Origin of the sequence: Cupriavidus consociatus (assembly GCF_017814975.1) — a bacterium.
GTDB classification, from domain to species: Bacteria; Pseudomonadota; Gammaproteobacteria; order Burkholderiales; family Burkholderiaceae; genus Cupriavidus; species Cupriavidus consociatus.
The window spans coordinates 133,003-156,142 of the sequence record NZ_JAGIQA010000012.1 but is presented as its reverse complement, the minus strand read 5'-3'; the positions used below and the strand labels follow the sequence as shown (position 1 = coordinate 156,142).

21 protein-coding genes and 1 tRNA gene are annotated in these 23,140 nt (G+C 64.9%); 8 read left to right on the top strand and 14 right to left on the bottom strand.

Annotated elements, in window-relative coordinates; all coding sequences use genetic code 11:
- Nucleotide 1: 1 nt before the first annotated feature.
- Nucleotides 2-307, top strand: coding sequence for a putative signal transducing protein (locus tag J8I82_RS18080; protein ID WP_209759895.1), 306 nt, complete (start codon nucleotides 2-4; stop codon nucleotides 305-307).
- Nucleotides 308-336: 29 nt separating this feature from the next.
- On the opposite strand, the gene J8I82_RS18075 is transcribed toward J8I82_RS18080, so the two are convergent.
- Both J8I82_RS18075 and J8I82_RS18070 read right to left on the bottom strand, forming a co-directional pair.
- The gene (locus tag J8I82_RS18075; RefSeq protein ID WP_209759893.1) at nucleotides 337-1,329 is read right to left on the bottom strand and encodes a CobD/CbiB family protein; all 993 of its coding nucleotides are present in this window, start codon (nucleotides 1,327-1,329) and stop codon (nucleotides 337-339) included.
- A gap of 167 nt (nucleotides 1,330-1,496) precedes the next feature.
- Nucleotides 1,497-2,195 (bottom strand): pirin family protein, encoded by a 699-nt coding sequence (locus J8I82_RS18070; RefSeq protein ID WP_209759891.1) that lies wholly within the window; start codon nucleotides 2,193-2,195, stop codon nucleotides 1,497-1,499.
- A 161-nt stretch (nucleotides 2,196-2,356) separates the two neighbouring features.
- On the opposite strand from J8I82_RS18070, the gene J8I82_RS18065 reads away from it, so the two are divergent.
- Together J8I82_RS18065 and gluQRS are read left to right on the top strand one after the other, a co-directional pair.
- A complete protein-coding gene (locus tag J8I82_RS18065; protein WP_116320877.1) occupies nucleotides 2,357-3,277 on the top strand; it encodes a LysR family transcriptional regulator in 921 nt (306 codons plus the stop codon).
- 10 nt (nucleotides 3,278-3,287) lie between these two features.
- Nucleotides 3,288-4,193, top strand: a complete 906-nt coding sequence (gluQRS, locus tag J8I82_RS18060) for a tRNA glutamyl-Q(34) synthetase GluQRS (protein ID WP_245179871.1) — start codon at nucleotides 3,288-3,290, stop codon at nucleotides 4,191-4,193.
- 67 nt (nucleotides 4,194-4,260) lie between these two features.
- Here gluQRS and J8I82_RS18055 read toward each other — a convergent pair whose 3' ends face one another.
- Both J8I82_RS18055 and J8I82_RS18050 read right to left on the bottom strand, forming a co-directional pair.
- Nucleotides 4,261-5,760, bottom strand: coding sequence for a DEAD/DEAH box helicase (locus J8I82_RS18055; protein ID WP_209759889.1), 1,500 nt, complete (start codon nucleotides 5,758-5,760; stop codon nucleotides 4,261-4,263).
- Nucleotides 5,761-7,031: 1,271 nt separating this feature from the next.
- Nucleotides 7,032-7,385: a DUF1428 domain-containing protein gene (locus J8I82_RS18050; RefSeq protein ID WP_209759888.1), complete on the bottom strand. Its 354-nt coding sequence runs from the start codon at nucleotides 7,383-7,385 to the stop codon at nucleotides 7,032-7,034.
- A 273-nt stretch (nucleotides 7,386-7,658) separates the two neighbouring features.
- Here J8I82_RS18050 and J8I82_RS39625 point away from each other — a divergent pair, with 273 nt between their 5' ends.
- Together J8I82_RS39625 and J8I82_RS18040 are read left to right on the top strand one after the other, a co-directional pair.
- Entirely contained in the window at nucleotides 7,659-8,060 is a 402-nt protein-coding gene (locus tag J8I82_RS39625) for a PAAR domain-containing protein (RefSeq protein ID WP_431831556.1), read from the top strand.
- Between the two features lie 174 nt (nucleotides 8,061-8,234).
- Entirely contained in the window at nucleotides 8,235-8,936 is a 702-nt protein-coding gene (locus J8I82_RS18040) for a hypothetical protein (protein ID WP_209759884.1), read from the top strand.
- A gap of 111 nt (nucleotides 8,937-9,047) precedes the next feature.
- On the opposite strand, the gene J8I82_RS18035 is transcribed toward J8I82_RS18040, so the two are convergent.
- Both J8I82_RS18035 and rpoD read right to left on the bottom strand, forming a co-directional pair.
- Nucleotides 9,048-9,126, bottom strand: a tRNA-Ile gene (locus J8I82_RS18035).
- A gap of 10 nt (nucleotides 9,127-9,136) precedes the next feature.
- A complete protein-coding gene (gene rpoD / locus J8I82_RS18030) occupies nucleotides 9,137-11,410 on the bottom strand; it encodes an RNA polymerase sigma factor RpoD (RefSeq protein ID WP_209759882.1) in 2,274 nt (757 codons plus the stop codon).
- Here rpoD and J8I82_RS18025 point away from each other — a divergent pair.
- Nucleotides 11,400-11,786: a hypothetical protein gene (locus J8I82_RS18025; RefSeq protein WP_245179868.1), complete on the top strand. Its 387-nt coding sequence runs from the start codon at nucleotides 11,400-11,402 to the stop codon at nucleotides 11,784-11,786. The genes rpoD and J8I82_RS18025 overlap by 11 nt on opposite strands.
- Nucleotides 11,787-11,878: 92 nt before the next feature.
- Here the strand turns inward: J8I82_RS18025 and dnaG are convergent, their stop codons facing one another.
- The 4 genes from dnaG to J8I82_RS18005 form a co-directional block, all read right to left on the bottom strand.
- Nucleotides 11,879-13,699, bottom strand: a complete 1,821-nt coding sequence (dnaG, locus tag J8I82_RS18020) for a DNA primase (protein ID WP_209759880.1) — start codon at nucleotides 13,697-13,699, stop codon at nucleotides 11,879-11,881.
- A 200-nt stretch (nucleotides 13,700-13,899) separates the two neighbouring features.
- On the bottom strand, nucleotides 13,900-14,349 hold the full coding sequence (locus tag J8I82_RS18015) for a GatB/YqeY domain-containing protein (protein ID WP_209759879.1): 450 nt from the start codon (nucleotides 14,347-14,349) through the stop codon (nucleotides 13,900-13,902).
- Nucleotides 14,350-14,475: 126 nt separating this feature from the next.
- The gene (gene rpsU, locus J8I82_RS18010) at nucleotides 14,476-14,688 is read right to left on the bottom strand and encodes a 30S ribosomal protein S21 (protein WP_209759877.1); all 213 of its coding nucleotides are present in this window, start codon (nucleotides 14,686-14,688) and stop codon (nucleotides 14,476-14,478) included.
- A 132-nt stretch (nucleotides 14,689-14,820) separates the two neighbouring features.
- Nucleotides 14,821-16,080, bottom strand: a complete 1,260-nt coding sequence (locus tag J8I82_RS18005) for a BaiN/RdsA family NAD(P)/FAD-dependent oxidoreductase (protein ID WP_209759875.1) — start codon at nucleotides 16,078-16,080, stop codon at nucleotides 14,821-14,823.
- Nucleotides 16,081-16,237: 157 nt separating this feature from the next.
- On the opposite strand from J8I82_RS18005, the gene tsaD reads away from it, so the two are divergent.
- Nucleotides 16,238-17,272, top strand: coding sequence for a tRNA (adenosine(37)-N6)-threonylcarbamoyltransferase complex transferase subunit TsaD (tsaD, locus tag J8I82_RS18000; protein ID WP_209759873.1), 1,035 nt, complete (start codon nucleotides 16,238-16,240; stop codon nucleotides 17,270-17,272).
- A gap of 74 nt (nucleotides 17,273-17,346) precedes the next feature.
- Here tsaD and folE2 read toward each other — a convergent pair whose 3' ends face one another.
- The 4 genes from folE2 to J8I82_RS17980 form a co-directional block, all read right to left on the bottom strand.
- Nucleotides 17,347-18,150: a GTP cyclohydrolase FolE2 gene (gene folE2, locus J8I82_RS17995; protein ID WP_209759871.1), complete on the bottom strand. Its 804-nt coding sequence runs from the start codon at nucleotides 18,148-18,150 to the stop codon at nucleotides 17,347-17,349.
- A gap of 257 nt (nucleotides 18,151-18,407) precedes the next feature.
- Entirely contained in the window at nucleotides 18,408-20,324 is a 1,917-nt protein-coding gene (dxs, locus tag J8I82_RS17990) for a 1-deoxy-D-xylulose-5-phosphate synthase (protein WP_209759869.1), read from the bottom strand.
- Nucleotides 20,325-20,367: 43 nt separating this feature from the next.
- Nucleotides 20,368-21,252, bottom strand: coding sequence for a polyprenyl synthetase family protein (locus tag J8I82_RS17985; protein ID WP_209759867.1), 885 nt, complete (start codon nucleotides 21,250-21,252; stop codon nucleotides 20,368-20,370).
- On the bottom strand, nucleotides 21,249-21,560 hold the full coding sequence (locus tag J8I82_RS17980) for an exodeoxyribonuclease VII small subunit (RefSeq protein WP_209759865.1): 312 nt from the start codon (nucleotides 21,558-21,560) through the stop codon (nucleotides 21,249-21,251). The genes J8I82_RS17985 and J8I82_RS17980 overlap by 4 nt, the downstream gene beginning before the upstream one ends.
- A 391-nt stretch (nucleotides 21,561-21,951) precedes the next feature.
- Between J8I82_RS17980 and J8I82_RS17975 the strand changes: the two genes are divergently transcribed.
- On the top strand, nucleotides 21,952-23,055 hold the full coding sequence (locus J8I82_RS17975) for an aromatic ring-hydroxylating oxygenase subunit alpha (protein ID WP_209759863.1): 1,104 nt from the start codon (nucleotides 21,952-21,954) through the stop codon (nucleotides 23,053-23,055).
- Nucleotides 23,056-23,140: the final 85 nt, after the last annotated feature.

Here is a 23,140-nt window from a genome sequence, read left to right as displayed (position 1 = left end):
CATGAAACTGCTGCTGTACGCCACCTCGCTGGTCCACGCCGCCCATTGCCAGAACGTCCTGCAGGCCGCCGGCATCCGGGCGGAACTGCGCAACACCTGGCTGGGCGGCGCCACCGGCGAGATCCCGTTCCGGGAAAGCGCGCCGCAGGTCTGGCTGCTCGATGACGAGATGGAAGCGCAGGCGTGGGCAGCGCTCAATGCCGCCGCGAACCCGGTGCCAGGCCCAAGCTGGCAATGCCGTCACTGCCACGAATGGCATGAGGCGCAATTCGGCGCCTGCTGGCGCTGCGGGGCGGCGCGCGACTAGCGCCAGCGTTCGCATTCAGATACGCAGGATCAGCCCACCCACAGCGCCAGCGACAGCATGGCGAGCAGCAGCATCCACAATACCACTGCACGCCATACCAGCCCGACTGCCGACTGCAGCGTGCGCACGCCTGGCTCGGCGCCGAATTCCGGCGCCGACGGCTCGGGACCGTTGTCCTCTTCCATGCCGGGCGCATAGTCGACCGCCGGGCCGGCCACGCTGGTGCGCAGCACCACGGTGGAATCGTCCTCGGCCAGCGGCGTGCCCAGGCGTACGCCCAGCGCCCCGCCGCCGCTGGCGAGCAGGATGCCATTGACCGCATCGTTCCACTTGCGCGCGTGGTTACGCCACGCATACACCGCATCCTCGAAATTGCCGACGATGGCAAAGCCGATCGCGGTCAGGCGCGACGGGATCCAGTCAAGCAGGTAGAACGCGCGCGCGGCAAAGCGGCCCAGAGCGGGACTGCGTTCGGTCGACGGCTCGTTCCAGTGGCGCCCGAGGTATTCCGCGACGCGGTACAGCACCACGCCGCCGGGCCCGATCGGCACCAGGAACCAGAAGAACACGCCGAACACATGCCGGTGCACGGCAATGATGGCCGCCTCCAGCGTGTGCCGCACGATCTCGGTGACAGGCATGTCGACGGTGTCGATACCGGTCCACTCATGCAGCAGCGTGCGCGCGGTATGGACGTCGTCGCGGTTCAGCGCTTCATGGATATCGGTGAAGTAGTGGCTGAACTGGCGGAAGCCCAGCGTCATGTACAGCACCAGCACGTTCCAGGCGAGTGTCAGCGCCACGCTGATCGATGCGAGCAGGTAGTGCACCACGACCACTGCGAGCGTCAGCGGCAGCACTACGGTGAACCAGGCCAGCGCGGCATCGCGGGGGCGGCCGGTGTCAAAGGCGTGCTCGGCGCGGTCGCCCAGCGCGCGCACGATCTCGTAGATCGGGTTGTTGCGGCCCAGGGCGCGGAACTGCTCGGCGATCAGCGCCAGGAGTATGGAAACAAAGGTCATCTTGGTACGGGTGTTCCAAGGGGGCGCGCCCGCCCGATGTGCCGGTGCAGGCGCAATGCATAGCGAGAAGATAGCACAGCGGTACCTGCCCCTACCCGTTCGACACAAAAAGCAAAAGCCCGCCGGTGGGCGGGCAGGATTTCCTCGATGGAATCTACGCGTGGTGGTCAGGGCAGGTCAAACACCAGCACCTCGGCATCGTCACCGCCGGACAGCGCCACCTCGCCGCCCAACTCGAGCTTGGCCGCATCGCCCGCTTCCAGCGCCTTGTCGTTGACCAGCACACGGCCACGGGCCACATGGACATAGGCGCGTCGACCCGGCGCGAGAGCCAGCGTGGCGGCCTCTTCGCCGTCGAACAGCCCGGCGTACAGGCGCACATCCTGGTGCACCACCACCGAACCGTCGGCGCCATCCTGGCTGGCCACCAGGCGCAGCTTGCCACGCTTGTCGGCCGCCTCGAAGTGCTTTTCCTCGTAGCCCGGCTCGATGCCATTCTGCGCAGGCATGATCCAGATCTGCAGGAAATGGGTCGTATCGTGCGCCGCGTGGTTGTACTCCGAGTGACGCACGCCGGTGCCGGCGCTCATGCGCTGCACGTCACCCGGGCGGATCACGCTGCCGTTGCCCATGCTGTCCTTGTGCGCCAGCTCGCCTTCGAGCACGTAGCTGATGATCTCCATGTCCCGGTGGCCATGCGTGCCGAAGCCCATCCCCGGCGCGACGCGATCTTCGTTGATCACGCGCAGCGGCCCGAACTGCACATGCTGCGGATCGTAGTAGTCGGCAAACGAGAACGAATGATAGGACTTCAGCCAGCCGTGATCCGCATAACCGCGCTCTGCAGACTTTCTGATTTCAATCATTTTGATGGCCCTCCTTGGCCTGTTTCCGTGTCGCCACCAGCTTCGGAACCGCTTGCAACCGTTTGGCGGCATGTGTTGCGTTGTTGATGCTAGGAAGTTTAGGCCCCGCGGCGTATATTTACGGGGACCGCCTTAGAAGCACTCATTCAGTTTTTCTGAACATGCCACTCTCACTCGAATCCCTCGAAGTCCTCGACGCCATCGAGCGCAAAGGCAGCTTCGCCGCCGCCGCCCACGAAATGGGCAAGGTGCCCTCCGCGCTGACCTACGTGGTGCGCAAGCTGGAAGAAGACCTGGACGTGCTGCTGTTCGACCGGCGCCGCCACCGCGCCGAGCTGACTCCGGCCGGACGCGCACTACTCGACGAAGGCCGCCACCTGCTGCACGCCGCCGACGACCTCGCGCGCCGCGTCAAGCGGCTGGCCACCGGCTGGGAGGCCACGCTGACCATCGTGGTGGACGACCTGATCAATTTCCGCGCCCTGCTGCCGGTGATCCACGACTTCTATGCCGAGAACACCGCCACGCGGCTGCGCTTTGCCAAGGAAGTGCTGGGCGGCGCCTGGGACGCGCTGGTCAGCAACCGTGCCGACCTGGTGATCGGCGGCGCCTACGACGCACCGAGCACGCAGGGCTTTCAGATCCGCCCGCTGGGCACGGTGCCGTTCGTGTTCGCGGTGGCGGCGCACCACCCGCTGGCCACCGAGGAAGGCCCGCTGACCACCATCCAGATCGCCAGGCACCGCATCGTCGCGGTGGGCGACACCTCGCGCAACCTGCCGGCGCGAACCCACGGCGTGCTGGCCGGCCAGGACGTACTGGTGGTGCCGACCATGCGCGACAAGATGGAAGCGCAGATCCGCGGCCTTGGCTGCGGCTGGCTGCCGGCGCCGATGGCGCAGCCGCATATCGAAAGCGGCGTGCTGCAGGTGCGCGAGACGGTCGAGGTGCGCGCCCCGGGCAATTTCAAGGTGGCCTGGCGCACCAGCAACCGCGGCAAGGCGCTGCAGTGGTGGGCCGGCAAGCTGGAAGACCCGCGCCTGGCGCAGGCGCTGCTGCAGCAACCCGACTTCGCTGGCTGAGGGCTTGCGCATGGCAGTGACGGCTGCAATGGCTGCCTCGGCGACCGGCTACCGCGGCCGCTTTGCCCCCTCGCCGACCGGCCCGCTGCATATGGGCTCGCTGGTCACCGCGCTGGCCAGCTGGCTGGATGCGCGCGCGCATGGCGGCCAGTGGCTGGTGCGCATCGAGGACATCGACATGCCGCGCTGCGTGCGCGGCGCCGACCACGACATCCTGCAGACGCTGGCCCGCCTGGGCATGACGCCGGACGAGCCGCCGGTGTGGCAAAGCCGGCGCGAGGCGCACTACGCCGAGGCACTGCGCCAGCTTGACGCCGCCGGTCAACTCTACCCCTGCGGCTGCTCGCGCAAGGAAATCGCCGATTCGCTGGTGCACGTGCGGGAGCGGCACCAGACGCTGGGCTACCCCGGCACCTGCCGCCACGGCCTGAATGGCAAGCTGCCCCGCGCGTGGCGCGTGCGCGTGCCGGATGGCCCGTCTGCGACGATCTGCTTTGACGACCGCTGGCAAGGCCGCCAGTGCCAGGACCTCGAGACCGAGCTGGGCGACTTCGTGCTGCGCCGTGCCGACGGGCTATGGGCCTACCAGCTGGCGGTGGTGGTGGATGATGGCCTGCAGGGCATCACGCATATCGTGCGGGGCGCCGACCTGCTCGACTCGACGCCGCGGCAAATCCACCTGCAACATCTGCTGGGCCTGCCCACGCCGAGCTACCTGCACGTGCCAGTGGTGGTCAATGACATCGGGGAGAAGCTGAGCAAGCAGAGCGGCGCGCAGGCGATCGACACCGGCGCGCCGCTGGAGGCGCTGCGCCAGGCCGGCATGCACCTGGGACTGGCGAACAATGAAGGGAATGTGCGGGACTGGCTGGCGCGTGCCACGGGGTACTGGCGCCAGCGGATGGCGGCGGCCTGAGGCCCGGAGAGGCCCGGAGAGGCCTGGGGCGGCCTAAGCGGCAGGCCGCCTCAGGCCGGCAGCCGGATCAGGACTTGCGCGGCGCGCCGCCCAGCAGCGCCGCGACCGGCCGCTTGGGCGCCTGGCGGCCACGGCTCAGCGCGGCGGCGATTTCTTCCGACGGCTTGACTTGCGAGCTGGTGGCGCTGGGCTCGTACGGGCGCGAGAAGAACGGATCGTCGGACGGGCGGAACACCTGGCGGCTGCCGCTGTGCTCGTGGCGGCGCGGGCGCTCCTCGCCTTCGCCATTGCCACGCGCGCGGCGCAGGTCGCCGCGCTGGCGGCGGCGTTCGGCTTCTTCCTGACGCGACTTCTCGCCGGTCGGGTCGAAGCCTTCCAGCTTGCCGCGCGGGATGCTGCGCTTGATCAGCTTTTCAATATCCGACAGCAGGCGCTCGTCATTGCCCGGCACGTAGATCGACAGTGCATCGCCGCTGGCGCCCGCACGACCGGTACGGCCGATGCGGTGCACATAGTCCTCGGCGCTGTAAGGCACGTCAAAGTTGATCACGCACGGCATGTCGGGGATATCGAGCCCGCGCGCCGCCACATCGGTAGCAACCAGCGCGTCGATGGTGCCGCTCTTGAAGCCGTCCAGCGTCTGCATGCGCTCGGTCTGGGTCTTGTCGCCGTGGATCGCCGAGGCGTTGATGCCCTCGCGCTCCAGGTGCCGCGCCAGGCGCGAGCAGCCGATCTTGCTGTTGACGAAGACGATGCACTGGCGCGACAGGCCCTGCTCGGCACGCTGCTTGAGCAGGTGCACGACCGCCGCCTGCTTGTGACCATCTTCGACCTGGTACACGGTCTGGCGCACGTTCTCGTTGGTCGAGTTGCTGCGCGCTACTTCGATGGTGACCGGCTGCTTCAGGTAGCTGGCTGCCAGCCGCTTGATTTCCGGCGAGAACGTGGCCGAGAACAACAGCGTCTGGCGCTGCGCCGGCAGCAGGTTGATGATGCGCTGCAGGTCCGGCAGGAAGCCCATGTCGAGCATGCGGTCGGCTTCGTCCAGCACCAGCATCTGAACCTGAGACAGGTTGACCGCCTTCTGCTGCACGTGGTCGAGCAGGCGGCCCGGCGTGGCCACCAGGATCTCGACGCCGCGGCGCAGGGCGTCGGTCTGCGGATTCATGTCGACGCCGCCAAAAACCACCGTGCTGCGCAGGTCGGTGTGCTTGGCGTAGCGGGCGACGTTGTCGTAGACCTGATCGGCCAGTTCGCGCGTGGGCGTCAGCATCAGCGCGCGCACCGGGTGGCGCGCCGGCGAGGCGCTGGCGTTGGCAAGCGGCAGCAGGCGCTGGATGATCGGCAGCGCAAAGCCGGCGGTCTTGCCGGTGCCGGTCTGGGCGGCGCCCATCACGTCCTTGCCGAGCAGCACGACGGGAATGGCCTGCGCCTGGATCGGCGTGGGCGTGGTGTAGCCCTGGTCGGACAAGGCACGCAGGATGCGCGCGTCCAGGCCAAAGCTTTCGAAGGTCTGCACCGCGGTCTGCCCGGCGGTGGTGGGTTCTGGTGCGGTCGTAGTGGTCATGGGTATCGGTGTCTGGCGGGAGGCGAACCCGGCACAAACGGATACGCGTCTGGAACTCATCTCGCCCTGGCTCTCGGCTGGCACCGGGGAGGTGCCGGCGCGGCCATGCCGCTTGCACAGGGCTTGCAGCTTTTGACCAAGAGAATCAAAGACTTAAATTTTAGCATTTCTGCGCATACAGTGACCAGCATGGCCCGGCCGTGCGGGCGCCGCGACAGTGTGCGGCCACGCCGGGGCGTTTTAAAGAAACTGTCACATCGGCATTGGATGATGCCGGCGGCGCCGTAGACAAGGCCAGCCCCGACCGGCCGCGCGCGCCCCTCCGACCACCGAGACCATTATGGACTTCGAGCAATTCCGCCAGACCTGCCAGCAGTTCCTGCGCACTTCGAGCCAGTTCCTTGGCCTGGCCGCCGTTCTGCCCTTGCCGCCGCGGCCGGCGAGTCAGCCGGCCCAGCCTGCACAACAGGCGGCCTAGGGGAATCCGCCGGACCGCCAGCACGGCATCCAGGTGACTCAATCGCAGCGGATGCCGTTATTGTTACCTTGCCCCACTTCTTGTAGTGCCGCTCATGCGCGCCGCCAGCTGCTCCGGCGGCAAATAGGTGACAGTGCCGGCGCCCAGCATCTTCTGCTGCCCGGTTGGTGACCCACCATCACGAGGGACAGGTCGTAGGCCGCGGCACCAGCAGCGTGTAGACCGGGAATGTCCTGACCCTGCTGGCTCGCGATGAAAAAGCCCCGCGTACCGGGGAGGGCAGCGGGGCTCAAGTGGTAGCGGGGCAACCTTCCGATTACCCACGCAGTGATCTTGGCCGATCGCGTCGCGGCGCACATCACCCAAATGCGGGCTTTTGTGCGGCCGGGAACATGGCGCCAGCGGCGCGCCTGGCGCTGCCTGCAAAGCCTGTCAATCATCACTCGCGCCCGGCGGCTGTGGAATCGGGGTTTTCTCCGAGCGGGTTTCCGCCAGCTTCCCGCCCTGCCGCGCATGCGGTCTACTGATATCACATTGACAGGGCACAGCCAACGCGGCGTATCGCCGCAGTCGATGGAGCACCAAGACGATTCCAATGACAGGGGAGACAGACCATGGTGACGAAAAAAGAAGATGCATTCGTACTGAAGAACCTTCTTGCCCTCGCAGCAGTGGAAACCGTAGGCGGCGCGATCGCCCTCAGCATGGTCTTTCACCTAATCTGATCTGAGCTTGCCCGGGCACCGCGCCGCCACGCCGGCGCGGTGCTTGTCGCTGCTGCTCATTACGCGCCTTACTCGTCGACAATCACCTCGAAGCCGCCGTAGATCATCCTCTGGCCATCGAACGGCATCGGGTCCATCCCTTCCTTCAGGCGCGGGTCTGCCATCGCCGCCTTCATGCCTGTGTCGCGCTTCTCCTTTGAAGGCCAGACGATCCACGAGAACACCACCGCCTCATCGTCCTTGCGCTTGACCGCCATGGTGAAGGACGTCACCTTTCCTTCCGGCACGTCGTCACCCCAGCATTCCACTACCTTCAGCGCGCCGTGCTCCTTGAACACCGCTGCGGCCTTCTGCGCCACCTGGCGGTAGGTTTCGCGATTGGCCTGCGGCACGGCCAGCAAGAATCCGTCGATATAAGACATGGATCTGACTCCTCGTCGGGTTGATCGGTTGCGAACACGTTGCATCCGAATACCTTAGTCCATCGTTGCGAGGGCCAAAGTTCCTTTTTTTCAACAGCTTCCCGTACAACGCCTTCACGCGGAACACTGGACTGTTCACACTGTCCCGAGCCAGGAGTCTCTCACGCAGCTGTTTCAGCCAGTTCGGCAATTTCATTCAACTGACTTCCAACATCCTTTACTTCACTGCGATTCGGAAAGATCCGATGATTAGCGGAACCCGATTCTGGAAAGATGAGGCGCATTTGCAGCCTTCAAGGCGCTGATGAGTTCCAGATATTCCTGATAGGAGCGGTGATGTCGGATATGCGCTATGCACTGCGAAACGGAGATAAGACGAGTACAGGCGGAAAACTCATCGCCACCGGTCAAAGCCTGTTTCACCATGACAGGGCCGTAGGTATCGAGGGGGACCATGCAACTTGCCCGGCATGCAAGGCCGGCGGGCCTGTGATGAACGACTGCCACCCAGATTTTGACATAGGCGGAAAACAGATTTTGGTGAGCGGCGCTCGAGTCTATTGCAAATGCAGTATTCATCCGACCGTCATCCATAGCCAGAGCAGTTTCACGGTTCAGGTAAATCGAAAAATGGGGAAGCCCCGCTCACAATATCTTCGGCGTCGCCGAACATAGATGCAACATTGTCATTCGGTGGAAGATTGTCGATAAAAAAACGGGAAAAGTAGTAGAGGGCGGTGAGCGCGGCCGTTACGACTCGGTGTGGATATCGACCTCCGCGCACGGAAGCACCATTTTCTGGCAGCATAATCCCGACTATCTGAAGGCAACTGGCGGAAAGGCTTACCGATGAAATTTATAACGTTCGTGCCGGTATTGATTCCCGTCCTCGCTGGTACCGCGCAGGCTGCGGAAGTATATGATGATTATGATGCATTCTATGCAAGCCGGCCAGGTGCGATCTTTTACCAACCAATCGAAACAGATCACCACACCCTTTACTCCGACAGAAAGGGAATTCACGCAACAATAACAGGGTCTATTAATGGAAAGACTGCACGTATTTCCGTTTTTTCGAATCATATGACAATTAACGGAAAATCCTTTTCTTATTCGCGCGCGATAACGTTCCCGGATGAGCATGCTTCCCCGATTGACCCGGGTAGCGTCGTTGTATTCGTTACCTCTCGAACTCGGGCTCGCCCATCTGTTCTCTGCCTCGAAGGTGATAGCAATGGGTCTGGCGAAGCTGATCGTCACAAGCAAATCTACCTGCTGATAGACCCGCTAGCTCATCAGGGAAAGCCAAGCTTCTTACATCTGCCCAGCCTGCTCTCATCCTGCCGGGCGATCAGAAAAACGAAGAATACGCGACTTGCATTTCCGAAGAACAGCTATCTCTTTAATAGCGCAGAGGTGTCACGTGTCGGCTTGCTGATCTCCTATTACACGTTCACGAATCAGCGTTTTGTGCCGACCTCAGACGCGATTAGATTGCGATTCGCGCAGCCTGAGATTCCGTTCGAGTTTTCATTGAAAGCGGAAAAATAGTCCCTGGACACCCACATTGGCGCTGAAAATGGAACCAACGTCGGAGCATCGTTGACTCTACAAACAACAAGGGGTTACGTATCAACGTAACCCCTTGTGCTTTCAGGAATATGGTGGGCCTCCCGTGAGTCGAACACGGCACCAACGGATTATGAGTCCGCTGCTCTAACCAGGCATGAGCTAGAGGCCCTTGGAAGCGTTTAGTTGCCTTCCAGGAAACTCTTCAGCTTGTCGGAGCGGCTCGGGTGGCGCAGCTTGCGCAGTGCCTTGGCCTCGATCTGGCGGATCCGTTCACGCGTGACGTCGAACTGCTTGCCGACCTCTTCCAGCGTATGGTCGGTGCTCATTTCGATGCCGAAGCGCATGCGCAGCACCTTGGCTTCGCGCGGCGTCAGCGAGTCCAGCACGTCCTTGACGACGTCGCGCATGGAGCCGTGCAGCGCCGCTTCGGCCGGGGCCAGCGTGTTGGTGTCTTCGATGAAGTCGCCCAGATGGGAGTCGTCGTCGTCACCGATCGGCGTTTCCATGGAGATCGGCTCCTTGGCGATCTTCATGATCTTGCGGATCTTGTCTTCCGGCATCTCCATCTTCTCGGCCAGCGTTGCCGGATCCGGTTCATTACCGGTTTCCTGCAGGATCTGGCGCGAGATGCGGTTCATCTTGTTGATCGTCTCGATCATGTGCACCGGGATACGGATGGTGCGCGCCTGGTCGGCGATCGAGCGCGTGATGGCCTGGCGGATCCACCACGTGGCATACGTCGAGAACTTGTAGCCGCGGCGGTATTCGAACTTGTCCACCGCCTTCATCAGGCCGATGTTGCCTTCCTGGATCAGGTCGAGGAACTGCAGGCCGCGGTTGGTGTACTTCTTGGCGATCGAGATCACCAGGCGCAGGTTGGCCTCGGTCATCTCGCGCTTGGCTTCGCGGGCACGACGCTCGCCCTCGGCCATCTTGCGGTTGACGCCCTTCAGTTCCTTCAGTGGCAGCACCACGCGCGACTGCAGGTCGATCAGCTTCTGCTGCAGCTCGTGCACGGCCGGCACGTTGCGCTCGACAATGCCGCTGTAGCCCTTGCCGTCGGCCACGACAGTGCTGATCCACTCGAGGTTGGTCTCGTTGCCCGGAAAGCGGGCGACGAATTCCGAGCGCGGCATGCCGCACTTGTCGACCACGATATTCAGGATCGATCGCTCGAGCTTGCGCACTTCGTCCACCTGGCCGCGCAGCGTGTCGCACAGGCGCTCGACGTTGCGGGCGGTGAAGCGGATGCTCATCAGCTCGGCCTGGATGGCTTCCTGTGCCTTGACGTAAGGCTTGGACTTGTAGCCCTCCTTCTCGAAGGCACGGCGCATCTTGTCGAACTGCTCGGCGATCACGCGGAATTTTTCCAGCGCGTTCTGCTTCAGTTCTTCCAGCTGGCGCGCGGAGGCACCGGCGCCGGCATCGCCTTCGTCGTCTTCTTCCTCGTCGTCTTCCTCGTCGTCGTCGGACTCGATATCCTCGTCGTCGGACGCCGCGGCAGGGGCCGAGGGCGCTTCCGGGGCTTCCTCGGCGTTCGGGTCGATCAGGCCGTCGACGAATTCGTCGATCTTGATCTCGTCGTTGGCCACGCGCTCGGCGTGAGCCAGGATCTCGGAGATGGTGACCGGGCAAGCCGAGATCGCCATCACCATGTCCTTCAGGCCGGCTTCGATGCGCTTGGCGATCTCGATCTCGCCTTCGCGGGTCAGCAGCTCAACCGTGCCCATTTCACGCATGTACATGCGCACCGGGTCGGTGGTGCGGCCGAACTCGGAGTCAACCGTAGACAGGGCCGCTTCGGCCTCTTCCTCGGCTTCTTCCTCGCTGGTGGCAGACGGCGCGTTGTCGTTGAGCAGCAGCGTCTCGGCATCCGGCGCCTGTTCGTAGACGGCGATGCCGATGTCGTTCAGCGTTGCGACCAGCGTGTCGATCGTTTCCGAATCGACCATGTCGTCCGGCAGGTGATCGTTGATCTCCGCGTAGGTCAGGTAGCCCCGCGACTTGCCCAGCTTGATCAGCGCCTTGAGCTTCTGGCGACGCAGCTCGAGCTCCTCTTCGGTCCCCTGCTGGGTCGAGGCGAACTCCTTGAGCAGGGCCTTTTCCTTGGCCTTGCGGTCCTTGGCTTTCTGCTTTTCGGTCTTCGGCGCGGCCGCGGGCGTCGCAGCACGCATGTCGTTCTCGTAAAACTCTTCAGTCACGTCGTCTGTTGTGCTGTCGTCGTGCTGCATCTCGGCCTTGGGCTTGCGGCCGCGCTTTTTCGGCTCCGGCTTGATTGCCGGGGCAGCGGGACGCTCGGATGCAACGGATGCAGGGGTCGCGGTGCGCGCCTTGGATGCCGTGGCGGTACTATCCGCCTTGGCGGCTCCGCTCTTGGCGCCGGCTGCTGCCGCTCGCTTGCTCTCGACTTCGGTATTCTGCTGTTTCGCCACGGTGATACTCTTGCCTTTCACTGGTGCAGACACGGCAACCTTGCCGCTCGTACTGGCGCCCTCGCGTGCCGAAGTCGAGGCCTGTGTTTCCTTGGATGTGCGAGTCCTGGCAGGAGTCGTCACGGCGGGCGCTTGCGCGCTACGCACGGACTTGGATGGCGCAGACCGGGCTGGTGTCCTGACTGGCGCGGTCGATGTCTTCGCCGCCGTCGTTTTTGCAGACGCCTTGCCGCCCCCTGATTGGGGAGCCTTCGTTGTAACCTTTTCGGTTGCTTTGGCCTTTGCCATTGGCACGCTCACTTTCACCAGAACTGGGAAGAAAGATTTCGCAATCCAAACCGGCTATTGTAGCACGCCACGGATAGCCGGCTTCCTGTCAGGTGAGGTTTTCACCTGAAAAATCAAGGCTTAAGCTCGGCGGTGCCGGCCTAGTCCCTCATCCAACGCCTGATACTGCCTCCAGGTTGATAGCCGTTGCGCCGCGACGCTTCAGCCAAGTTGACGCCGCCGGTGGATCTCCCCCACCAGCCAGCGCATGCGCTGCTTGGCCGCCTCATCGGCGGTTCCTGCCACCACTTCAGCCTGAAGCATGTCGAGTTCGCGCCGCAATGGCTCGGCCAGAAGCTTGGTGATGGCCGCATCGAACTCCTGCGTGGCAGGTGCCTCTTCGATCTCCTCCTTCAGCACGGCGGTACGCGCGGCCGCGTACAGCTCGGCATATGGCGACTGGGCCAGCTGCTCGCTGAATGCCGCGAAATTCACCTCGCCCTCCAGGCCGTCGCACGTCGACACCAAGTGCGTCAGCACTTCGCTCTCCCCGCCCATGCCGCCTTCGCCGTCCAGCAGCAAGGCACGCGCGTCGTCGTCGAGCCGCGCGGACAGTGCCGGATAGCACATCAGCAACTGGATCACGCGCTGCTCGAGGCCGGTGGGCGCCTGCCGCCGTGCCCGCGGGCGCGGCTTCTCAAAGCGGCCCACCCGGGCCGGATCACTGCGCAGGCCGCAGATGGCTTCGATCTCGGCGGGTGTCGTACCCGTTGCATCGGCAAGTTCACGCACAATCTGTAGCCGCAGCCCGCCGGCCGGCATCGCCTGCAGCAGCGGCTTGGCCTCGTACTGGGCCCGGGCGCGGCCCTCGGGCTGGCGCAGGTCAAGCTCTTCGGTCACCGACTGCAGCAGGAAGCGCGACAGCGGCATGGCGTTGCGCACCTGCGTGGCAAAGGCCTCGGTGCCTTCTTCGCGCACGTAGCTGTCGGGATCGTGCTCGGCCGGCAGGAACAGGAAGCGGATGGTCTTGTTGTCCGCCACATGCGGCAGGCAGGCTTCGAGTGCTCTTCGCGCCGCACGGCGTCCGGCGGCATCGCCATCGAACGAGAACACCACCGCGTCGGTCTGCCGCAGGAGCTTCTGCACGTGCACTGGAGTACATGCCGTGCCGAGGGTGGCGACGGCATTGGCAAAACCGAGCTGGGCCAGCGCCACGACGTCCATATACCCTTCGACCACCAATACGTATCCGGTTTCCCGGATGGCATGGCGCGCCTCGAACAGGCCGTACAGTTCGGTCCCCTTGCTGAACAGCGGAGTTTCGGGCGAGTTCAGGTACTTGGGCTCGCCCTGCCCCATCACGCGGCCGCCGAAGCCGATCACTGCCCCCTTGGTGTTGCGGATGGGGAACATGATGCGGTCGCGGAAGCGGTCATAGCGCCGCGGCTTGCCGTCGGGATCGCGCTTGTCGCTTTCGATCAGCAGTCCTGATTCGACCAGCGGCGCCGCGATATTGTCGTCGCGATAGCTGCCGAACACCGCTTCCAGGCCCTGCCAGTCGTCTGGCGCATGGCCCAGGCTAAACTGCGCGGCGATCTCGCCGGTCAGCCCGCGCCCTTTCAGGTACTGGATCGCCTGCGGCGCGGTGCGCAGTTGCCGGCGGTAGAAGTCGGTCGCGCGGGTCATGGCGTCGGACAGCGCCACCGAGCGGGCCTGCTGTTCGGCGCGCTGGCCCGGCGGCAGCCGGTCGCGCTCTTCCGGCACGGTCATGCCGACCGACTGGGCCAGTTCGCGCACCGCTTCCGGGTACGACTGGCCAGAGTACTCCATCAGGAAACCAATGGCCGAGCCATGCGCGCCGCACCCGAAGCAGTGATAGAACTGCTTGGTCGGCGAGACCGTGAACGACGGCGATTTCTCATTGTGGAAGGGGCACAGCCCCATGAAATTCGCGCCGCCCTTCTTCAGCTGCACATACTTGCCCACCACATCGACAATGTCGACACGGTTGAGCAGGTCCTGAATAAAGGATTGCGGAATCACCCGACTGACCGTCCTGAGGCTTGGCCGTCCCGCGACGGGAGGCAATTTCTAGGAATGCGTGACCGGTGCGGCGCCCGGTTGCTATCGGAATATTGTAGTGCAGCGCGCCCAGGCCGCCCGCAATGTTATCAACGCCGCGCATCTACGCCGAATCCAATGGGTCCGGCATGCATCACGCCTATATCTGATTAAATCAGCACTTACTTCGGAGCCAGCGCCGCCTTGACCAGCGCCGACACGGCCGTCATGTCGGCTCGGCCGGCGAGCTTGCCCTTGAGCACGCCCATGACCTTGCCCATGTCCTGCGGCCCGGCCGCCCCGGTGGCGGCGACCGCTTGCTGGACTTCGGCGGCGACTTCTGCCTCGGACAGTGCGGCGGGCATATAGACCTTCAGTACCTCGACCTCGGCCAGTTCCTTGTCGGCCAGGTCGTGGCGGCCCGCCTGCTGGAACTGGGAAATCGAATCCTTGCGTTGCTTGATCAGCTTCTCGACCACGGCCAGCACCGCAGTATCGTCAAGCTCCGTGCGCTCGTCGACCTCGCGCTGCTTGATCGCGGCCAGCAGCAGGCGGATGGTGCCAAGGCGCTCCGCTTCGCGGGCGCGCATGGCGGTCTTCATGTCTTCGCTGATACGGGCTTTGAGGGACATCGTGATCTTCCAGAAAGTGGGCGGACACTCACAGGTGGCGACGAGAGCCGCCTGCTGCAAGGCCAATAACGCAAAAACCCGCCGAAGCGTGCGCCACAGCGGGTTGATGCAAGCGTGGGGCCCGGTTCAGTACAGCTTCTTCGGCAGCATCTGGCTGCGGATACGCTTGTAATGGCGCTTTTCAGCGGCGGCCTTCTTGCGCTTGCGCTCGGCGGTGGGCTTTTCGTAAAACTCGCGCGCCCGCAATTCAGGGATCAGTCCGTTCTTTTCGACGGTGCGCTTGAAACGGCGCAAGGCGACTTCAAAAGGCTCGTTTTCCTTGAGACGGATCGTAGTCATTTGGCCAGAAAATCAGGATTTTCGGGATAGCGGCTTTACGAAGTTCTGGATTGTAGCACCAAGCCCCGAGCACGGAAGTGGCGCGCAACGGACACTGAAAAGCGGCGTTCCGGGCCCAGGCAGGGCCGGTGATCAGGCCACGGATTGCCCCGCGACCGCGCTGCGGCTGGCCTCGGCCACCGCCTTGCCTGCCGCCACGCCGGACGCCCAGGCCCATTGAAAGTTGTAGCCACCCAGCCAGCCGGTCACATCGACGACCTCGCCGATGAAATAGAGCCCTGGCACCTCGCGCGCCATCATCGTCGTGGAGGACAGCGCGCGCGTATCGACGCCGCCGATTGTCACCTCAGCCTTGCGATAACCTTCGGTGCCCGACGGCACGATGCGCCAGCCGTTGAGCGATGCACCAAGCTTGCGCAATCCCTTGTCCGTGACATCGTGCAGGGGCATGGCGGCATCGACGCCGGCGGCCGCGCACCATGCGTCGGCCAGCCGCGCCGGCAGCCGCTGCGCCAGCAGGTTGCCGAGGTGCTTGCGGCTGCCGCCCTTCTGCTCCAGCAGCCAGGCCGCGGCGTCTTCGCCGTCGAACAAATCGATGGCGATCGGCGTGCCCGGCTTCCAGTAGCTCGAGATCTGCAGCACCGCCGGCCCGGACAGCCCGCGGTGCGTCCACAGCAGGTCTTCCCGGAACGCGCCGGCCATCTTGCCGTTGCCGGTGGCGACATCGACTTCCAGCGACACGCCGGCCAACGGCGCGAACGGGGCCCAGTCCTTGCCGTCGAAGGTCAGCGGCACCAGCGCCGGCCGGGTTTCGGCGAGGCCCAGACCGAACTGGCGCGCGATGCGGTAGCCGAAGTCGGTGGCGCCGATCTTGGGGATCGACAGGCCGCCGGTTGCCACCACCAGTGCGCCGGCGCGGATCGTGCCGGTGGAGGTCAGCAACACGAAGTCATCGCCGTCGCGGCGGACTTCCGTCACCGAACAACCGGTCTGCCAGCGTACGCGGCCGGTGTCGCATTCGGCGCGCAGCATGGCGATCACATCCTCGGCGCTGTCATTGCAGAACAGCTGGCCGCGATGCTTCTCATGCCAGGCGATGCCGTGGCGGCGCATCAGGTCGAGGAAGTCCTGCGGCGTGTAGCGCGCCAGTGCCGAACGGCAGAAGTGCGGATTGGACGACAGGTAATTGGCCGGCCCGGCCTGCAGGTTGGTGAAATTGCAGCGGCCGCCGCCTGAAATGCGGATCTTCTCGGCAAGCCTGGTGGCGTGATCGACCAGCACCACGCTGGCGCCGTTCTGGCCCGCGACGGCGGCGCACATCATGCCGGCCGCGCCCGCGCCCAGCACGGCCACGTCATACCGGCCCGTCCGGGTTCCCGTCGCCCCGCTCATTGCCCGCCTCGCCAATCCATCTGTTGCCACCACTAAAGAAAGGGCAGATTGTAGCGAAAAGCACGCCGCGCGCCGCTGTGCTACCCTGCCCGCTTTCCTGCAACCTGTTGTTTCGACGGCCGTTCCGCCTGTTGCGGCGGCCTTCGGATCCTTCCTCATGCTTGTCCTCGGCATCGAATCTTCCTGCGACGAAACCGGGCTGGCCCTCTATGACACCGAGGCCGGCCTGCTGGCGCATGCACTGCATTCGCAGATCGCCATGCACCGCGACTATGGTGGCGTGGTTCCCGAACTGGCCTCGCGCGACCATATCCGCCGTGTGCTGCCGTTGCTGGAGCAGGTGCTGGCCGATGCCGGCCGCACCCGCCAGGACATCGACGCCATCGCCTTTACCCAGGGGCCGGGCCTTGCCGGCGCGCTGCTGGTCGGCGCCTCGGTCGCCAATGCGCTCGGCTTCGCGCTGAACGTGCCGATGGTCGGTGTGCATCATCTCGAGGGCCACCTGCTGTCGCCGCTGCTGACGCGCGAGCCGCCGCCGTTCCCGTTCGTGGCGCTGCTGGTGTCCGGCGGGCATACCCAGCTGATGGACGTGCGCGGCGTCGGCGACTATGCGCTGCTGGGCGAGACGCTCGACGATGCCGCGGGCGAGGCCTTCGACAAGACCGCCAAGCTACTCGGGCTGGGGTATCCCGGCGGTCCGGAGGTGTCGCGGCTGGCCGAGTTCGGCACGCCGGATGCGTTCGCGCTGCCGCGGCCGATGCTGCATTCGGGCAATCTCGATTTCTCCTTCGCCGGGCTGAAGACCGCGGTGCTGACGCAAACCCGCAAGCTGTCCAATACCTGCGAGCAGGACCGGGCCAACCTGGCGCGGGCCTTTGTCGACGCGATCGTCGATGTGCTGGCGGCCAAATCGTTCGCGGCGCTCAAGCAGACCGGCCACAAGCGGCTGGTGGTGGCCGGCGGCGTCGGCGCCAACCGGCAGCTGCGCGAGCGGCTGGACCAGCTCGGCAAGCAGCGCAGGATCGACGTGTTTTATCCGGACCTGGCGTTCTGCACCGATAACGGCGCGATGATTGCGTTTGCCGGCGCAAAGCGGTTGCAGGCGGCGCCGGAACTGGCGCGGCGCGAGTATGGCTATGGCGTGACGCCGAGGTGGGACCTGGCGGATATCCGGCTGCCGTCCGCAGCCTGACGGTTTGCTCGCCAAATAGCCAAAGAAAAAGCCACCGCATGCGGTGGCTTTTTTTCATATCGGCGAGAACCGGATCAGTTCACCCGCTTGTCCCGCTCGATCACCGCATACGCGCTGTGGTTGTGGATCGACTCGAAGTTCTCCGCCTCCAGCACATAAGCCACGATGCGGTCATCCGCATTCAGCCGCATCGCGATATCGCGCACCAGGTCTTCGACGAACTTGGGGTTCTCGTAGGCACGCTCGGTAACGAACTTCTCGTCCGGGCGCTTGAGCAGGCCCCACAGTTCGCACGATGCCTCTTCCTCGGCCATCCGCACCAGCGCTTCCACCGGCAGCTCCGCGGCCAGTTCCACGTCCATCGTGATATGCGAGCGCTGATTATGCGCGCCGTACTGCGAGATCTTCTTCGAGCACGGGCACAGGCTGGTCACCGGCACCATTGCCTTCAGGAACACGCGCGTCTGGCCGTTGCGCACTTCGCCGGTCAGCGTGACCTCATAGTCCAGCAGCGACTCCACGCCCGACACCGGCGCGATCTTGCTGATGAAGTACGGGAAGGTGACCTCGATGCGGCCCGCCTCGGCTTCCAGCTTTTCCAGCATCTTGTCGAGCAGCAGGCGGAAGCTGGCCAGCTCCAGCGGCGCGCGCTCTTCTTCGAGCAGCGCGACGAAGCGCGACATGTGCGTGCCCTTCTGGTCCGCCGGCAGGTGCACGTCGAGGTTGAAGGTACCCACGCTCGGCACGGTGCCGGTCGGGGTCTTCAGGGTCACGGGATATCGCACGCCCTTGACACCGACGCGCTGGATGGGAATCTGGCGGGTGTCGAGGCTCGACTGGACGTCGGGCATCACGAAGGCGGGATTGATGTCATTCATCTACGGTTTCCTCCAGGGCTGCGCCAGCGGTTGGCACAGGACCTTACGGTCGCGGCATTTTCGCAGTCCATCCATGCCACGCAACGAGTGTGAAACCACGGGACCCGGCACAGGGTGCGCCGACCCGCAGCTGCGAACACAAAAAGGGGGAGTTTAAGGGAATTTGGACGCACTCGTTGCCGAGGGCCAAATCCCCTGGCCGGCGCGGGTGATCCCGGCCAGCCGCCGGTATCACATCGTGAAAACGCCGGCAGCGGTCAGGCCACGCGCGAAGCGACAGAGACCTTGGGCTGGTCCAGGCCGAAACGCTGCCGCACCGAGCGCTCGATGCCGGCCGCATCCAGCCCGCACTGCTGCAGCAGATAGGCCGGGTCGCCATGATCGACGAAGCGGTCGGGCAGGCCCAGAACCAGCACCGGGATATCGATGCCGGCTTCGGACAGCGCCTCGAGCACGGCGCTGCCCGCGCCGCCCATCACGCTGCCCTCTTCCACCGTGACCAGGAAGTCGTGCCCGGCGGCCAGGCGCTTGACCAGCTCCACGTCGAGTGGCTTGACAAAGCGCATGTCGGCGACGGTTGCATCCAGCGCCTCGGCGGCGCCCAGGGCCGGATGCAGCATCGAGCCGAAGGCCAGGAAGCCGACGCGCTGGCCGGCGCGCGCGGCGCCTTCGCGGCGCACCACGCCCTTGCCGACCGGCACGCCAGCCAGTTCGGCAACAATCGCCGCGCCCGGGCCGGAGCCGCGCGGGTAGCGCACCGCGGTCGGGCAATCCTGGTGGAACGCGGTGGTCAGCAGCTGGCGGCACTCGCTCTCGTCCGACGGCGTCATCACCATCATGTTGGGGATGCAGCGCAGGTAGGCGATATCGTAGGCACCCGCGTGGGTGGCGCCATCGGCGCCGACCAGGCCGGCGCGGTCCAGCGCGAACACCACCGGCAGGTCCTGCAGTGCCACGTCGTGGATCAATTGGTCATAGCCGCGCTGCAGGAAAGTGGAGTAGATCGCTACCACCGGCTTCAGGCCTTCGCACGCCAGGCCGCCGGCAAAGGTCACAGCGTGCTGCTCGGCGATGCCGACATCGTAGTAGCGCTCCGGAAAGCGCCGCTCGAACTCGACCATCCCCGAGCCTTCGCGCATCGCCGGGGTGATGCCGACCAGGCGCTTGTCGGCGGCGGCCATGTCGCACAGCCAATCGCCGAACACCTGCGTGTAGGTCTTGCGCGCCGGCTTGGCGGCCGGGCGGATGCCTTCGGCCGGGTTGAACTTGCCCGGGCCGTGGTACAGGATCGGGTCGGCCTCGGCCAGCTTGTAGCCCTGGCCCTTCTTGGTCACCACGTGCAGGAACTGCGGACCGGCGCCTTCCAGCGCGCGCTCGCGGATGTTCTGCAGTGTTGGCACCAGCGAGTTCAGGTCATGGCCATCGATCGGGCCGATGTAGTTGAAGCCGAATTCCTCGAACAGCGTCGCCGGCACCATCATGCCCTTGGCGTGCTCCTCGAAGCGCTTGGCGAATTCCAGCACCGGCGGCGCCACCGACAGCACCTTCTCGATGCCCTTCTTGGTTGCCGCGTAGAACTGGCCGCTCAGCAGCCGCGCCAGATGGCGGTTGAGCGCGCCCACCGGCGGCGAGATCGACATGTCGTTGTCGTTGAGCACCACCACCAGCGGCAGGTCCTTGTACACACCCGCGTTGTTCAGCGCCTCGAAGGCCATGCCCGCCGTCATGGCGCCGTCACCGATCACCGCCACCGAGACGCGCTTTTCGCCCAGCGTGCGTGCGCCCAGCGCCATGCCCAGCGCGGCCGAAATCGATGTCGACGAATGCGCGGTGCCGAAGGTGTCGTATTTGCTCTCGCTGCGGCGCGGGAAGCCCGAGATGCCGCCCCACTGGCGCAGCGTGCCCATGCGCTCGCGGCGCCCGGTCAGGATCTTGTGCGGGTAGCTCTGGTGGCCCACGTCCCACACCAGCCGGTCGTCGGGGGTGTTGAAGACGTAGTGAAGCGCAATGGTCAGCTCGACCGTGCCGAGGTTCGAAGACAGGTGGCCGCCGGTCTGCGAGACCGACTCCAGCACATAGGCGCGCAGTTCATCCGCGAGCGTCTGGAGCTCGCGCCGGTCGAGCTTGCGCAGGTCTGCGGGGGCGTCAATCTTCTTGAGGAGTGCGTAGGTCATGATTTCCGTTCGGCCGCCGGTTTCTTTCGTCCGGCTCGTCATTTCAGTGTGTGCGCAGCACGATCAGGTCCGCCAGGTCAGCCAGGCGGGCCGCGCGGCTGCCGAAGCCGGCCAGCGCCGCATGCGCCTCGGTGCGCAACGCCCCGGCCAGATCGCGCGCCGCTGCCAGGCCCATCAGCGACACGTAGGTCGGCTTGTCATGCGCGGCGTCCTTGCCGGCGGTCTTGCCCAGCGTGGCGGTATCCGCGGTGACGTCCAGAATATCGTCAACCACCTGGAACGCCAATCCCACCGCCGCCGCATACTTGTCCAGCTCGGCCAGCCCGCTGGCGTCGATTTCGCCACACAGCGCGCCCATGCGCACACTGGCGCGCAGCAGCGCACCGGTCTTCATCCGGTGCATGGCCTCGAGCGCGGCGCGCGTCATCGCGCGGCCCACGTTCTGCAGGTCGATCGCCTGGCCGCCGGCCATGCCGGTCGAACCCGATGCCTGCGCCAGCTCCGCCACGAGCTTCAGCCGTGCCGCCGGGGCGACCGCCTCGGCGCCGGCCAGCACGACGAAGGCCTGGGTCTGCAGCGCGTCGCCCACCAGCAGCGCGGTGGCCTCGTCGTAGGCCTTGTGTACGGTGGGCCGGCCGCGGCGCAGGTCATCGTCGTCCATGCACGGCATGTCGTCGTGGACCAGCGAGTAGGCGTGGATCATCTCCACCGCGCAGGCCGCGGCATCGCAGGCGGCGGGGTCGGCCCCGCTGACCTCGCCGGCAGCGTGCACCAGCAGCGGCCGCACGCGCTTGCCGCCGCTCAGTGCAGCATAGCGCATGGCTTCGTGCAGCGTATGCGGCACGGTGTTGGCGTCGGGCAACGCCGCTTGCAGCGCGGCTTCGGTGCGAGCGCCCTGCGCCTGCATCCACTGGGCGAAATCGGTCATGCCTCGTCCGCCTCCTGCGCGCCATGGATCCCGTTGCCGCCGTTGCCTTCGCCGGCGAGCGGCTTCAGCACCTCGCCTTCCAGCACCCTGACCTGCTGCTCGACGCGCTCCAGCTTCTGCTGGCAGTAGCGCACCAGCTCGGCGCCGCGGCGGTAGGCCGCCAGCGAAGCCTCGAGCGGCAGTTCGCCGCTCTCCATGCTGGCCACCAGGGTCTCGAGCTCGGCCATCGCCGCTTCATAGGAAGCGGGTGGCGCGGAGGCCGTGGTGGTGTCTTCGGTCTGGACCGCAGCGGTCGTCGTCTTTGGCATGTAGGGCCCTGAGAATATGGCGCCGGGGGAAAACCCGGATGGGGAAGCCCGGATTTTACGCCAAAGCAAGCGCTTGCCCCATCCTTGAGCATGCGTAAGTGGACAGCAATGGCGTGGCAACGGAGTGGCGTCGGGGCATATGTGACTTGTGCGCTCGGGTCGTCTTTCCGAATGCGCCCGGTACGGCACCCCGATGACGACCCGGGTCGACTTTTTCGCTAAAAAGGCAAAAAAATCAGTCCCTTAACTTTTTGGGTCGGGTACAATCCCCCGTTCGCCGCAGGGGTCCCGATGGAATGCTTCCAACCCGCGGCCGTGTTTCCCAAATCGATTCAATTTTCGATGGTTGGGTTGTTCACTGCTTTCACCTGTTCATCTGGGAGTGGGGATAATGTCCAATCTCAGCACCGCGCTCAAGCTGGCGCCGGCTGATACGCAACTGCCCGTCGGCGTCTACTTCGACGAAACGCTGCACCAACAAGAACTGGAACTGCTGTTCAGGCAAGGTCCGGGCTACGTCGGCCACGAACTGATGGTTCCCGAGGTCGGCGACTACCACACGCTCAAGGCCGAGGACGAGGGCCGCATGCTGGTGCGCAATGCCGCCGGCGTGGAACTGATGTCCAACGTGTGCCGCCACCGCCAGGCCATCATGCTCAATGGCCGCGGCAACAAGCAGAACATCGTCTGCCCCCTGCACCGCTGGACCTACGACCTCAAGGGCGAACTGCTCGGCGCGCCGCATTTCGACCAGCAGCCGTGCCTGCACCTGAAGCGCTCGCCGCTGCAGAACTGGAACGGGCTGCTGTTCGACGGCAAGCGCGATGTGCGTGCCGACCTCGCCAGACTGGGCGTGGCGCAGGACCTGAACTTCGACGGCTACATGCTTGACCACGTCGAAGTGCACGACTGTGACTACAACTGGAAGACCTTTATCGAGGTCTACCTGGAGGATTATCACGTCGTGCCGTTCCATCCGGGGCTCGGCAGCTTTGTCTCGTGCGACGACCTGAAATGGGAGTTCGGCGAATGGCACAGCGTGCAGACCGTGGGCCTGCATGCGGGCCTGAAGCGCCCGGGCAGCCCGACGTACCAGAAATGGCACGACGCGGTGCTGCGCTTCAACAACGGCGTGCTGCCCAAGCACGGCGCGATCTGGTTGACCTACTACCCCAACATCATGGTGGAGTGGTATCCGAACGTGCTGGTGATCTCGACGCTGCATCCGCTGGGGCCGCGCAAGACCCGCAACGTGGTGGAGTTCTACTATCCCGAGGAAATTGCGCTGTTCGAGCGCGAGTTTGTCGAGGCCGAGCGCGCCGCCTATATGGAAACCTGCATCGAGGACGACGAGATCGCCGAGCGCATGGACGCCGGCCGCCTGGCGCTGCTGAAGCGGGGCACCAGCGAGGTCGGGCCGTACCAGTCGCCGATGGAAGATGGCATGCAGCACTTCCACGAGTGGTATCGCCGCGCCATGTCTTACCAAGGCTAGTGCGATAACCGCACGGCTAGCGCCATCACGGACCGCCACGGCGGTCCGTTTTGCTTTGGGGCGCGATGTGCGCTGATAGAATCAT